The organism is Methyloceanibacter stevinii (assembly GCF_001723355.1).
Lineage (GTDB): Bacteria > Pseudomonadota > Alphaproteobacteria > Rhizobiales > Methyloligellaceae > Methyloceanibacter > Methyloceanibacter stevinii.
Genome location: NZ_LPWE01000011.1, coordinates 291,218 through 303,724, shown reverse-complemented (window position 1 = coordinate 303,724; position 12,507 = coordinate 291,218). Strand labels below are relative to the sequence as shown.

Below are 12,507 nucleotides of genomic sequence, written 5' to 3'. Positions count from 1 at the left end.
GTCTGCGGCGCTAGGTCCGCGCGAGTGCGACGGCCTTGATCTGCGCCACGACCGTGTCACCTGGCTTGAATCCGAGCCGATCCCACGACAGACGTGAGACGCGGCTGAGGAGCGGCGCCCCGTTCCCGTCCTCCCCGAGCTTGAGCCGGACGGTCATCTGCGTGTCGCCGATGGGCTGGACCATATCGATGCGGACCGGCAGCGCATTCAAGATCGTAGTGTCCTTCAACACCTCACGGCTGAGGCTCACGTCACTTGCCTCGATCCGCAATCGCCGGGTCGATCCCGTGGGCCCGATATCGCCGGCAATGAGAAGCGTGCCGCCGGGCACGTCGACGGTTGCGAGACCGTAGCCCGGGTCGTACTCCATGACGGTGCCATCGAGAACAGACGCCGGTTCCGGCATGCGGACTAGGGGCAAGCTTGGATCGGACAGCAGTTCCGCGATGGGACCCGCGGCACGCACTCCGCCATGCCGCATGAGAATCAAAGTGTCCGCCAGTCGTTCAATCTCGCCGATATCGTGACTCACATAGAGCACCGGGATCGATAGGGCTCGGTGCAGTTGCTCGAGATAAGGCAGGATCTCCTCGCGCCCCATACGGTCGAGCGCCGACAGCGGTTCGTCCATCAACAGCAGGCGGGGCTGTGAGAGAAGCGCGCGACCGATGGCGACACGCTGACGCTCGCCGCCCGACAGACGCGACGTGGGCCGATCGAACAACGGCGCGATAGCGAGAAGTTCGACCACGTCGTCGAAGTTGATCGTCTGTTTGCCGCCCTTGGCCCGCTTGGCGCGCTTCTGTCCAAACTCGAGATTGTCGCGCACAGACAGATGCGGAAATAGGCTCGCTTCCTGAAACACGTAACCGATCGCACGGCGGTGCACCGGCACGAAGCGCCGTCCCTCCTGCCATACCTCGCCGTCGACCACGAGCTTGCCTTGCGCCAAGCGGACAAGACCGGCCACGCAGCGCAACACCGTGGTCTTGCCGCAACCGGACGGGCCGAACAAAGCCGTGACCCCCTGGCTCGGCGCGGCGAACTCTACATCTAGCTTGAAGCTGCCTTGCTGACCTGAAAACTGGGCCTCGATCACGGGCGCTCGCTCTTGAAACGCGTTTCGACCATTCGCATCGCGAGGATCACCGCGAAGGACAGCAGCAGCATCGCACCGGCCAGCACGTGGGCTTTGCCCCACTCCAGCGTTTCCACAAAGTCGAAGATGGCGATGGAGAGGACTCTGGTCTCGCCGGGGATACTCCCGCCGATCATCAGCACGACGCCGAACTCGCCCATCGTGTGCGCAAATCCCAAGATAGCGCCGGTCAGAATACCCGGCAGCGCCAGCGGCAAGGCAACATTGAAGAAGGCGTCCAGGGGCCGCGCGCGTAAGGTCGCGGCGGCTTCCCAATGGCGCTCGCCCATCGCCTCGAACGCGGTACGGATCGGATTCACGACGAAGGGCATGGAGTAAAGTACGGAGCCCACGACGAGCCCCTCGAATGTAAAGGGAAGCGATCGGCCGATCAGAGCCGTGAGCGGGCTATTGGGCCCCATAGCGATGAGCAGGTAGAAACCGAGGACGGTCGGCGGCAGTACGATGGGAAGCGCGACCAGAACCGCGACGATCTCCTTGCCCCGCGCCTTGCTGCGCGCCAGCCACCACGCGAGCGGGATGCCGATGATGAGAAGAACGAACGTGGTGACCACCGCGAGCTGCAACGTGAGCAGGATTGTCTCGATCAGCGCTGCATCGAACATGCCTCTTCTCCCCCGCTATTCCTCTCACGGCATCTTGTAACCGAACCCCTCAATCACTTTGACGGCTTCGGGGCCTTTCAGGAACTCCAGAAAGGCTTGGCGGCCTCATTCTCACGGCCGTGCGCCAAGAGAACCGCGTCTTGCCGCAAGGGGCGGTACATGTCGTCGGGCACGGTCCAACTCGAACCCGTGTCGTTATCCTTGACCTGCGAGGCCGCGACAAAGCCCACCGGTGCATTGCCCGTAGCCACGAACTGATAGGTCTGACTGACATTCTTTCCCTCAACGAGGCGCGGTTCAAGCTCCTCGAGAACGCCGAGCGCCTTCATCGTGTCGACCGCGGCCGCGCCATAGGGCGCAGTCGCCGGATTGGCGATGGCGACATGGCGCAGTGTCGGGTCGGACAGGACCGCCGGGGTGCCGTCGATCCGATCGGGATCCGCGCTCCACAGTACGAGAACACCGATTGCATAAGTGAACCGCGTTCCCGCAACGCCCAGTCCCTCTGTTTCGGCCCGCTCGGGCCGCGCTTCATCCGCCGCCAAGAAGGCATCGAACGGGGCGCCGTGCGCGATCTGGGTGAAGAGTTGCCCGGTCGAGCCGAAGCTAAATTCGACGTGATGGCCCGTCGACTCCTCGAAGGCCAATCCGAGTTGCTTCGCGGCCGATGTGAAATTGGCGGCGACGGCAATGGTTGCCTCCGCGGCGCGGACCGACGTTACCGGCAGGCACGCCAGCGTCGTCACGACGAGACCAAAACAGAATCTCAGCAGTGTGTTTGTCATTATACTCCGTCGCATAGGAAAGCCGCCGGCAGCAGAAGTGGCAGGCGTCACCAGACGTGGCAAGAGCCGTCAGCGCCGCAGCCTTCCGCGCGTACGTTGCGGTATTGGCCTATTGATTGGTTCCGTGCGTGCGCCCGGTTAGTCCAATTTGCACGCATCGCCGCAAGATGCCCTACACGACATCAATGAATCGGTGCTCTCCTCGTCATCGTCGAGGCCAAGTATGATCTTGATCATTTGCGGAAGGCAGCTGCCGCAGTCCGTGCGTTTGCCGAGCGTCCGGCAGATCAGCCCCGCCGTCAGTACCACCGCAGGGTCCAGCGTTCGCAGCGAAGCGACGGCGTCATGGATGTCGCTCTCGCAGATCTGCTGGCACGAACAGACCATCATGCTCCGGCCGCGCCGGCGAGGCGCGACGGCCGGTCAAACTCCGCTTGCGGTGCCTCCACCCCGGAGAGTTTGGCGATCAAGCGGCTGTCCGAGTAGCTCGTGTGCGGTGGCACGAGCCGTGTGTGTCGCGACATTGCGGCCCCCGTCTTTTTCGAGCCTAGCCGAACTTGAACGAGATGCCGTAGCCCCCGCGCGGATAGTTCCACTCTATGTCACCCGACGCCTCGCCGATGATCCGGCACGTTCCGCACTCGATGCAGCCATCGGCCGTGAGCTCCACCTGCCCCTTGTCATTCAGCTCGTAGCAGCGGGCCGGACAGGCGGTGAGCAGCGCGCGGAGCGGCGCGGTGGGCGTATCGTGTTCGCGCACCTTGATATGCACCTTGCCCGCGTCGACCTGGTAGCGGTTCTGGTAGAGCTTGTCTTCCACTCGAACGGAGAGATCAGTCATTTCCGGCACCTCCGGTTTGGGTTTTGGCCACACACATCATCAAATCAACTCAGCGCCACGCGCGGGCAAGGCGGACGGCATCGCCGGCCAGTCCCCACCATGAACGGGCGGATACAAAAGACTTCAGGGTTGCTTTTTCCTTCTGAGCCTTCGGCGTGCCGTCGACACGCAGGAAGTCCTGCATCGCTTTCGAAACAAGCTGCGGATAGGTGAGGAAGAAGTTCTTGGACTGCGTATGCAGCAGGGCCGGCATGTCCTTGTACTTCTTCAGATCCTTCATCACGAACGAGTCGTCGATCATCTTCTTGTAGAGCGACAGGTTTTCGGCCGTCATGGGATCGCGGCGCGACTTGACCTGGAAGATCGCCTCTGCCGCCAAGCGGCCAGAGGTCATGGCGAGGTTCGAGCCTTCGCGATGGATCGCGTTGTTGAGCTGCGCGGCATCACCGACCATGACCCAGCCGTCGCCATAGAGTTGGGGAATGGCCTTGTAGCCCCCTTCGGGAATGAGGTGAGCGGAGTATTCCTTTACCTCGGAGCCCTCGATGAGCGGCGCGACGGACGGATGTTTCTTGAAGCGCTCGATCAGGTCGTAGGGCGTCTCGCCCGTGCTCTGGAAGTCCGAAACGAGGCAACCGATCCCGAGAGAGATGCATTCCTTGTTCGTGTAGATGAAGCCCATGCCGGTCATGCCTTGCGAGATCGTACCGGCGGCTTCGATGACGACGCCTTCGTCGCCCTTGAGGTTGAAGCGCGCCTCGATCGTCTCGCTCGGCAGGAAGTGCATCTCCTTCACGGCAAGCGCCACCTTGTCGGCCTCCGGCCGGTCGCGGAGCCCTGCGCGCGAGCCGAGCAGACCGCTGACGCCTTCCGCCAGCACCACGACATCAGCGTGCACCTCGCCATCGGCGCGGTCCGTCTTTACGCCGATGACCCGGCCCTCACCGTTCTGCACGAGCCCTGTGACGGTCGTCTCGCAGATCACCAGCGCACCGGCGTCGCGCACCTTCTGAGAGAACCATTTGTCGAACTGGGTGCGGATGATGGTGTAGCGGTTCGGCTTCTCCTCGTTGAAGTCGTCGGACCGGTACTGCATGCCCGTGTGGGAGCGGTCGTCCATCATCCAAAAGCGCTGCTCGACAAGGTGCCGCTCGAGCGGTGCATCCTCGCGGAAGTTCGGGATGATCTTCTCCAGCATGTCCGCGTAGAGAATGGCGCCTTGGACGTTCTTCGCACCGGCGTACTCACCGCGCTCGAGCTGCAGAACTTTGAGTCCGCGCTCGGCCAAGGTGTACGCCGCAGCGTTTCCCGCCATGCCGGCTCCGACAACGATTGCATCGAATCTCTCGTCGATCATGTCGCTCTCCTAACTCGCCAGCTTGTCGCGGTTGTGGGGCGACAGCCGCCTGCGGAACGCCTCGGTCAGCGCCGGCAATAGCTTGATGGCATCCGCGACGAGGCCGACATGGGCGAAGTCGAAAATGGGCGCGTTCTTGTCCGTGTTGATCGCAACGATGAGGTCTGACCCTTCAACCTCGACCCGGTGCTGAATCGCGCCCGATATGCCGGCAGCGATATAGAGCTTGGGGCGGATGGTCTTTCCGGTCTGCCCGATCTGCCGATCGCTGGGCACCCAACCCTTCTGCACGAGGGGACGGGAGCAGCCGTATTCGGCGCCGAGCGTCGTCGCGAGCTGCTTGACGAGCTGGAAGTTCTCCGGCGAGCCCAGGCCCATTCCACCTGCGACCACCACATCCGCATAGGCGAGGTTCGACGTGGCCGAGTCGCGGGCCGGAAGAAAATCCAGCACCTTTGTGACGATGTCGCCCTCGACGAGCCCCAGCGGGTGAGTAATGACTTTTCCGACGGGCCGCTCGACGCGCTCCGGCATCGGCATCACGCGGGGGCGTACTGTCGCCATCTGCGGCCGGTAGTTCAGCGTATAGATCGTGCACAGTAGGGAACCGCCGAAGGTCGGCCGCGTCGCCGCAAGCGACTTGTCGTCATCCACGTCGAGCTCGGTGCTGTCGGCGGTCAGTCCGGTCTTTAGCGTCGTCGCAACCGAGCCCGCCAGATCACGCCCGAGCGTGGTCGCGCCGAGCAGCAGGATCTCGGGCTGGTAGGTGTTGACCAGATCGGTCATCGCCTTGGTGTAAGGCTCGTTACGGTAGTCCCTGAGCAGCGGGTCCGCGACGAGATAGGCGAGATCGGCGCCGTAGTTGAACGCCTCGGCCACCACGTGCTGCGTTTCCGCGCCCTCGGGCCCCAGAACGACTGCGGCGAGATCGACATCCAGCTTGTCCGCGAGCTTGCGTCCTTCGCCCAGCAGTTCCCAGGAAACGGGATGCACCTGGCCGCGCTCTTGTTCGACGAAAACCCAGACGTGCTTGTAGGGCTTGAAGTGGTCCGGCAATTCTTTCTTCGAAGCCGCGCGGCCGCCGGCTTGAGGCTTGGCAGGAGGTGTTTTGGGAGCGTCAGCCATTTGTCGTCCTTCTTCCCCTCAATAACCGCTCGCGAGCGCGGCGAGATCGTCCTCAAGGGCGGGCTGCCGCTTGAAGATCTCATCGATCAGCGCTTCGGCCGGCACTTGGTCCTCGGTCTCGATGAAAGCGGCCTTCTCCGAGCGTGCGCTCGGGGCGAAGACCTTCTTCACGATCGTCGGTGAACCGCGAAGGCCGCATTTCTGCATGTCCTCGATGCCGGCATCCGCCGCGCTCCAGCGCACGACCTCCGCACGCGCGGCCGCGATGGCTTCTTCCAGCGTGCCGCGCCGCAAGTCGTTCGTGCCTTCCAGCATGGCGACGAGAACGGGCAACTGGCTCTTCAGCACCTGAACGCCGGCCTCGGAGCGGCGCTCGACCACGATCTCCTTGGCGTCCGTGTCGACGGAATCGATCTTGGAAATGTAGGTCAGTTGCCGGAGGTCGAGGCGCTTGGCGATGCCCGGTCCGACTTGGGCCGTGTCGCCGTCAATCGTCTGCTTGCCGGTGAAGACGATGTCGGGCGCACCGAACGTCTCACCGATCTTCTTGATGGCCGTGGCCAGCGCATAGGTCGTGGCCAGCGTATCGGAGCCTGCGAAGAATCGGTCCGTGAGAAGGACCGCGCGGTCGACGCCGAACGAGAGCACGCGGCGCAAGGAATCCTCGGCCGATGGCGGCCCCATGGTCAGCACCGTGACCTCGCCGCCGTGCGTGTCGCGGAGACGCAGCGCTTCTTCAACGGCGAACAGGTCGTAGGGATTGATGATCGTAGGCACGCCCTGGCGCATAATCGTATTGGTCACGGGGTGAACGCGGATCTGCGCCGAGTCCGGAACCTGTTTTATGCAAACGACGATATGCATCGGGATCTTCTCCTAGCGAGGCCACGCGGCCTTGGAGAATAGATGAGCAAACGGCGTGCCAAGGTCTCTCCGCTCAAAATAATCGTTCGATTCCAATGATTTAGACTGAGCCCTGATCGGACCGTTCGAAACCCGACAGGTCCGGCTGCGCATGCATTCGAACGGGCTTGTCGGGAACGCGACAGTCGCGCGATGGGAAGCGGGCGAGTGCGAATGCCGCGCCCTATTTGAGCGAGTCTAAAGAGACGAAATTCGCCGGCGCTTCGGGCTCGGCCTTCGGCGCAATGGCCTCTTTGTGCACCTTGAAAACGCGCTCATCGATGGGCGAGGACTTCACGAAATCCTCGTAGGCGCGTTCGAGGACCGCCTTGCAGCGGGCTTCGACGTCTGCATCCGATACGCCGTCAAGCTCCTCGCTCGCGAGATACTCCCCCATCCTTCTGAGGATATGGAGCCGCGCCACATTCACGACCTTGGGGTCGTACCCGACGCCGAGAATGTCGAAGAACTCTTCCGCCGCTGACGCATCGTTCAGTTTGGCGAGAATGTTTCCATCGGAGGTCGTCATGAGGTGTGTTCCTTTTGATCGCGCGAGTCTTCAGACCGGTCTTCGCGCACATGCCGTTGCAGAAGCCCAAGCCTCGCCTCGACGAAATCAACCCGGTCGATGATGTGCGACAGCGCCGCGCTGACAGGGTCGGGCATGAAGTGGTGATTGAGATCGATGCGGCCGACCTTCTTGCCCGCACCGTCCGGGTAGACGACCTTGGCCGGAATGCCGACCACGGTCACATCCGCGGGCACGTCGTTCACGACGACCGAGTTGGCACCGACGCGGGTCCCGCGACCGACGGTTATGGGACCGAGAATTTTCGCACCCGCGCCGACCACGACATCGTCTTCGAGGCTCGGGTGACGTTTCCCCGGCGACCAGGTGGTGCCGCCCAGCGTCACGCCGTGATAGAGCGTCACGTCGTCACCGATCTCGGCTGTTTCGCCAATGACGACCCCTGCCCCGTGATCGATGAAGAAGCGCCGGCCGATGGTCGCGCCCGGATGAATATCCACATTGGTGAGGAACCGTCCGAGCCAGGAAAGGAACCGGGCCGGAAAGCGCCAGCCGCGCCGCCAGAGCCGGTGGGAGAGGCGGTGCCAGATCACGGCATGGACACCCGGATAGGTGAGCAGGCTTTCGAGTTCCCCGCGCGCGGCCGGGTCGCGCAGCTTCACGCAGCGCAAGTCTTCGCGAAGCAGGCGCAGCAGGGACAGTTGCTCCGCCGCCTCGCCGGACGTGGACGTTGCCTCAATCGGCACATCCGCATCGCTCTCGGTGATGTTCACGCTATCGGTCACGGCCGGCCTCACATCGCAACTTCGAGCACCGCCTCACGATGGATCTCTTCCCAGATCTCGGTGAGGTCCTCGGCGGTGACGGGATTCTTGGTGGTCGCGGCCTGCTCGCGCACCCGTTCCAGGATCGCACGCAGCTCAAGTCCGTTGGCGGACAGGTTGAGGTTGGACAGGGAGGCGGCGAGCGCCGCGAAGCCGGAATGCTTGCCCAAGACAATGGAATGGGACCGTCCGAGGGTGGCCGGGTCCAACGACTGGTAGGTCCGCGTATCCTTCAGGAGGCCGTCGACGTGAATACCCGACTCATGGGTGAACACATGATCGCCGACGATCGCCTTGTTGAGCGGGATTGGACGCGCGGCGGCGGCCGAAACCAGGAAGGCGATGGAACCCAGCGCCGTCATATCGACGGCCGTATCGCACCCGTAGAGATGGTGGAGGCTGACCGCCACCTCTTCCAGCGGCGCGTTGCCCGCCCGTTCGCCGAGCCCGATGACCGTGACCGAGGCGTGGGTGGCGCCGGCACGGATCGCCGCCAGCGTGTTCGCGGTCGCAAGCCCAAGATCGTCGTGGGCATGAATCTCGAGTTCCAGCGCGGTCTCCGCACGCAGTGCCGCGACGAGGCTGTAGGCGGCAAAGGGCTCCAGAACGCTCAACGTATCCGCGACCCGGAACCGTCGCGCTCCGGCCTGCTCGGCCGCCTTGACCACCTCGATCAGAAAAGCCGGATCTGCGCGCGATGAGTCCTCCCCGCCGACCGCGACGTCGAGGCCGCGCTCGCGCGCATAGCCAACGACCTGCACGAGCCGATCGAGCGCCTGCTGCCGGCCGCCATGAAGTTTCGCGGCGATCTGAACGTCGGAGACGGGCAGCGATAGATTGACCATCGGGACGGTCGACGCGAGGGCGGCATCGACGCGTCGCAGGTCATGCGGCACCAGGCGATCGGCGTCGCGGGCAAGCCCGCCTCGACGACCGCGCGAATAGCGGCGATTTCTTGCGCACCCATGGCAGGCGTGCCGACCTCGATCTCCGGAACGCCGGCATCGGCGAGCGCCGAGGCGATCGCCAGCTTTTCCTCCAGGCTAAAAGCCACACCCGGCGCTGTTCGCCATCGCGCAGGGTCGTGTCGTTGAGAACGACCGGCAGCGGTGTCGTCGGGCGGTCAAGCATAGGCGCTCTCCTGCGTGGCCGTATCGCCTGCCTCCCCGTAAGGAGAAATCTCGCGCAGTTTCGCGACGATGCCCGGCAATACGTCGAGCACGCGATCGATCTCGCTTCGGTGTTCTCGCGCGACAGGGAAAAGCGCACGGCGCCGCGCACGGCCGTCTCGGGAACACTCATCGCCTGAAGCACGTGCGACGGTTCGAAGGAGCCGGACGAGCACGCCGAGCCGGACGATCCTGCGATGCCTTCCTTGTCGAGCAGCAAGAGAATGCTTTCGCTCTCGATGTAGTCGAAGGCCACGCTCGTCGTGTTCGGCAGGCGGTCGTTGTCCGCTGCAACGATGTATGCGTTCGGGATCTCGCGAAGGCCCGCCTCCAGCTTTGCTCTCAGCGGCTTCAGGTATTCGGCATCGGCTTCCATGCGCTCGCCTGCGAGTTCCGCGGCTTTGCCCAGCGCGACGATGCCGGGGACGTTCTCGGTACCGGCGCGCCGGCCGCGCTCCTGGTGGCCCCCCTTGATCTGCGGGCGAAACCGCAGGCCCTTGCGCAAGTAGAGGGCGCCGACGCCTTTCGGCGCATGCAGCTTGTGGCCGGAGAGCGACAGCATATCGATCTCCGTAGCCTTCAGGTCGATCGGAATCTTGCCAACGGCTTGAACGGCGTCGGTGTGGAAGACGGCACCCACTTCCTTGGCCATCTCCGCAAGCTCCACGACCGGCAGGATCGTGCCGGTCTCATTGTTCGCCCACATCATGGATACGACCGCCACCCGCTCGGACAGTGCTTCTTTGTAGGCGACGACATCGATGCGGCCGTTCTTATCGACCGGGATCGTGTGAACGCGAATGCCTTTGTTCTTCGCAAGCCAGTCAGCGAGCGTCCGCACCGCGGAATGCTCTATCGCGCTGATGATCATCTCGCGGCGAAGTGGCGCGCTTTCCAGCGCCGAGACGATCGCCGAATTGACGCTCTCGGTTCCGCCGGAGTTGAACATGATCTCGTGGGGATAGTCCGCGCCAAGCAGAGACTGTACCTGCGCGCGCGCCTTCTGCACGGCCATGGCGGCCACTTCGCCGGGACCGTGTTTCGAGGACGGATTGCCGAAGGTCTCGGTGAAGAACGGCAGCATGGCGGCGAGCACGTCAGGATCGACGCTGGTCGTCGCGTTATGGTCGAGATAGATGCTCATTGCACCGGCACCACGCGCAGCGGCATGCCGGTCTTCTCGATGAGCCGCTGCTGCACCCCGCTCAGGGTCACCGAGGCCATCTGGCATCCCATGCAGGCGCCGGTGAGCCTCACATAGGCCGTGTTCTCCTTCACCTCGACCAGCTCGCAATCGCCCCCGTCGGCCTTGAGGTGCGGACGGAGTTCATCGATAGCCTTGCTGACGACCTCGATCCGCTCTTGCGGATTGAGCTTGGCAAACGCGGCCATACCTTGGGGTGTCGGCTGCGCCTCCTGGCCGCCGGTCGGCGCCGCATTCGGCCTCGCGATCCCCGGCCCGATGGACTTCCCGTTGGCCTCGGTCACACCGTTTGGCTTCACGGGCGCGCCATTGCCGTTCATCTGGAACTTCGCCGGCATGAAGTGCGGGGTTTTCATAGGCGCCTGGTAGGCGTCCGCCGCGGCGAGTACGCCCTCTTCCACCATGGCCGCATTGACCTCGGCGAGGAGCGCCTCGATCGGCTTCTTGCAACTTTGGCAACCGCCGCTGACTTTGGTGTAGTTCGTGACTTGGCTTGGCACTGTCAGCTTGTTGGCGCGAATGATGCGCTCGAGGAACGCTTTGCGTGCCGGGAAGCACTTGCAGATCGTCTCCGAAGTGTCCGCGCCGTTCTGACCGCGATAATGAGCGATCGCCGTTTGCAGCGCTTCCTGTCCCAGCACGGCGCAGTACATCTTGTCGTCCGGAAGTCCGCCAAGATAGTCGACGATATCGGCGTCCGAGACGGCGCTCGCATCGTCGATCGTCTTGCCGATGACGATCTCGGTAAGGGCGGAGGCAGCGGCAATCGACACGCCGCAGCCGAACGACTTGAAGCGCGCGTCCGTGATGACACCCGAGTCCGGGTCGACCTTGATGGCGATCTTCAGGGCATCTCCGAAGGCAATCGTGCCCGCCTGCCCTTCCGCATCGGCCTGCTCGAGGACGCCGACATTGCGCGGGTTGAGAAAGTGATCTTGGACTTTGTCGGAGCATTGCCACATGCGCGCCATCCTCGCCGGATCGAAAGGTCAGCCGAACGACTTGCCGCAGGAGCACTGCGACGCCGCGTTCGGATTCTCGAAGACAAAGCCAGACCCCTGCAGACTGTCGACGAAGCCGATGGTCATGCCAGAGAGGAGCGGCTGCGAGTCTGGGTCGACGAAGACTTTGACGCCCGAGGACTCGAACACCGCGTCGTCGTCACGGGGCTCGGTGTCGAGGCCCACCAGATATTTGTGGCCCGCGCAGCCACCGGTCTCCACCATGATGCGGAATCCCGCACCCACCTTGCCAGCACGCTCCATCGCGCCCTTCACGGCGGTCGCGGCTTCCGGCGTCAGGTTAATCATCGACGGCACCTCCAAGTCATGTCCTCAGACACAAGTCGTGTCTCTTGACCCTTGACGGAGCAATCCGCGTGCCATCCATTAACTTGCTGAATTTACGTGATTTATTCCGAGGCCCTATTGTCGGGTTCGTGACAAGCGTCGGATACGCGACGCTGTCGGGTCACGCGGTCTCAGGCGCGTGGTTCTTCCGGCGCAGCCGCACAACCACATCGACCCGGTCGATTTCGAATCCTTCCGGCGCGACCGGGAGCTTGCCGAACTCAACATCACCGTCCGGGATGTCGAACAAGACTTCCTCGCCGCTGACAAGGAAGTGGTCGTGGTCGGTGGGGTTGGTGTCGAAGTAGGACTTGGCGCCGTCGACCCCGACCTGCCGCAGCAGGCCGACCTCGGTGAACTGGTTCAGCGTGTTGTAGACGGTTGCGAGCGACACGTTGATCTTCGCTCTTACGGCCTCTTCACGCAGAAGCTCGGCGGTGATGTGCCGCCCGCCCTTCGAGAACAGGAGCCAGCCGAGCGCCATGCGCTGGCGGGTCGGCCTGAGATTGACGGCGCGCAGCATCTCTTCATAATCGCGCCAGGGGCAGCCAGACAGCCCGGCGCGCAAGGCCGCCCCTGGACGCGACTCCTCCGCCGAGGTTTCATCGACAGAGAACTTTTTGAAGTCTGGTTGCATCGTCACTTCCGCCCTTCGGG

13 protein-coding genes and 2 pseudogenes are annotated in these 12,507 nt (G+C 63.5%); all 15 read right to left on the bottom strand.

Going from position 1 to position 12,507, the window contains the following annotated elements; genetic code table 11:
- Positions 1-10: 10 nt before the first annotated feature.
- A complete protein-coding gene (modC, locus tag AUC70_RS08210; RefSeq protein ID WP_069444382.1) occupies positions 11-1,099 on the bottom strand; it encodes a molybdenum ABC transporter ATP-binding protein in 1,089 nt (362 codons plus the stop codon).
- Complete coding sequence (gene modB / locus AUC70_RS08205) at positions 1,096-1,764, bottom strand: molybdate ABC transporter permease subunit (RefSeq protein WP_069444381.1); 669 nt, start codon at positions 1,762-1,764, stop codon at positions 1,096-1,098. Before modB ends, modC begins: the two co-directional genes overlap by 4 nt.
- Before the next feature lie 77 nt (positions 1,765-1,841).
- Complete coding sequence (modA, locus tag AUC70_RS08200) at positions 1,842-2,549, bottom strand: molybdate ABC transporter substrate-binding protein (RefSeq protein WP_244505552.1); 708 nt, start codon at positions 2,547-2,549, stop codon at positions 1,842-1,844.
- A 138-nt stretch (positions 2,550-2,687) separates the two neighbouring features.
- Positions 2,688-2,939, bottom strand: coding sequence for a (2Fe-2S)-binding protein (locus AUC70_RS08195; RefSeq protein ID WP_069444380.1), 252 nt, complete (start codon positions 2,937-2,939; stop codon positions 2,688-2,690).
- 157 nt (positions 2,940-3,096) lie between these two features.
- Positions 3,097-3,390, bottom strand: a complete 294-nt coding sequence (locus AUC70_RS08190; RefSeq protein WP_069444636.1) for a ferredoxin family protein — start codon at positions 3,388-3,390, stop codon at positions 3,097-3,099.
- A gap of 49 nt (positions 3,391-3,439) precedes the next feature.
- A complete protein-coding gene (locus tag AUC70_RS08185; protein WP_069444379.1) occupies positions 3,440-4,747 on the bottom strand; it encodes an FAD-dependent oxidoreductase in 1,308 nt (435 codons plus the stop codon).
- Positions 4,748-4,756: 9 nt separating this feature from the next.
- Entirely contained in the window at positions 4,757-5,872 is a 1,116-nt protein-coding gene (locus AUC70_RS08180; RefSeq protein ID WP_069444378.1) for an electron transfer flavoprotein subunit alpha/FixB family protein, read from the bottom strand.
- An 18-nt stretch (positions 5,873-5,890) separates the two neighbouring features.
- On the bottom strand, positions 5,891-6,736 hold the full coding sequence (locus AUC70_RS08175; protein ID WP_069444377.1) for an electron transfer flavoprotein subunit beta/FixA family protein: 846 nt from the start codon (positions 6,734-6,736) through the stop codon (positions 5,891-5,893).
- Between the two features lie 223 nt (positions 6,737-6,959).
- The gene (nifW, locus tag AUC70_RS08170) at positions 6,960-7,304 is read right to left on the bottom strand and encodes a nitrogenase stabilizing/protective protein NifW (protein ID WP_069444376.1); all 345 of its coding nucleotides are present in this window, start codon (positions 7,302-7,304) and stop codon (positions 6,960-6,962) included.
- Positions 7,301-8,050: a serine O-acetyltransferase gene (gene cysE, locus AUC70_RS08165; RefSeq protein WP_069444635.1), complete on the bottom strand. Its 750-nt coding sequence runs from the start codon at positions 8,048-8,050 to the stop codon at positions 7,301-7,303. The genes nifW and cysE overlap by 4 nt, the downstream gene beginning before the upstream one ends.
- Before the next feature lie 47 nt (positions 8,051-8,097).
- Positions 8,098-9,259 (bottom strand): annotated as a pseudogene (nifV, locus tag AUC70_RS08160) (homocitrate synthase).
- A pseudogene (gene nifS / locus AUC70_RS08155) lies at positions 9,252-10,441 on the bottom strand (cysteine desulfurase NifS). Before nifS ends, nifV begins: the two co-directional pseudogenes overlap by 8 nt.
- Positions 10,438-11,463 carry an iron-sulfur cluster assembly scaffold protein gene (locus tag AUC70_RS08150; protein ID WP_069444634.1) on the bottom strand — a complete coding sequence of 342 codons (1,026 nt, stop codon included), beginning with the start codon at positions 11,461-11,463 and terminating at the stop codon, positions 10,438-10,440. The pseudogene nifS and the gene AUC70_RS08150 overlap by 4 nt, the downstream one beginning before the upstream one ends.
- Positions 11,464-11,490: 27 nt before the next feature.
- Entirely contained in the window at positions 11,491-11,811 is a 321-nt protein-coding gene (locus AUC70_RS08145; RefSeq protein ID WP_069444633.1) for a HesB/IscA family protein, read from the bottom strand.
- 160 nt (positions 11,812-11,971) lie between these two features.
- On the bottom strand, positions 11,972-12,487 hold the full coding sequence (irrA, locus tag AUC70_RS08140) for an iron response transcriptional regulator IrrA (RefSeq protein ID WP_069444632.1): 516 nt from the start codon (positions 12,485-12,487) through the stop codon (positions 11,972-11,974).
- Positions 12,488-12,507 lie beyond the last annotated feature (20 nt).

Bases quoted from the DNA above. Each gene is read 5' to 3' on its own strand.
- irrA (WP_069444632.1), bottom strand. From the start codon at position 12,487: ATGCAACCAGACTTCAAAAAGTTCTCTGTCGATGAAACCTCGGCGGAG.
- modB (WP_069444381.1), bottom strand. From the start codon at position 1,764: ATGTTCGATGCAGCGCTGATCGAGACAATCCTGCTCACGTTGCAGCTC.
- AUC70_RS08150 (WP_069444634.1), bottom strand. From the start codon at position 11,463: ATGTGGCAATGCTCCGACAAAGTCCAAGATCACTTTCTCAACCCGCGC.
- AUC70_RS08190 (WP_069444636.1), bottom strand. From the start codon at position 3,390: ATGACTGATCTCTCCGTTCGAGTGGAAGACAAGCTCTACCAGAACCGC.
- nifW (WP_069444376.1), bottom strand. From the start codon at position 7,304: ATGACGACCTCCGATGGAAACATTCTCGCCAAACTGAACGATGCGTCA.
- AUC70_RS08195 (WP_069444380.1), bottom strand. From the start codon at position 2,939: ATGATGGTCTGTTCGTGCCAGCAGATCTGCGAGAGCGACATCCATGAC.
- AUC70_RS08145 (WP_069444633.1), bottom strand. From the start codon at position 11,811: ATGATTAACCTGACGCCGGAAGCCGCGACCGCCGTGAAGGGCGCGATG.
- modA (WP_244505552.1), bottom strand. From the start codon at position 2,549: ATGACAAACACACTGCTGAGATTCTGTTTTGGTCTCGTCGTGACGACG.
- AUC70_RS08185 (WP_069444379.1), bottom strand. From the start codon at position 4,747: ATGATCGACGAGAGATTCGATGCAATCGTTGTCGGAGCCGGCATGGCG.
- AUC70_RS08175 (WP_069444377.1), bottom strand. From the start codon at position 6,736: ATGCATATCGTCGTTTGCATAAAACAGGTTCCGGACTCGGCGCAGATC.
- AUC70_RS08180 (WP_069444378.1), bottom strand. From the start codon at position 5,872: ATGGCTGACGCTCCCAAAACACCTCCTGCCAAGCCTCAAGCCGGCGGC.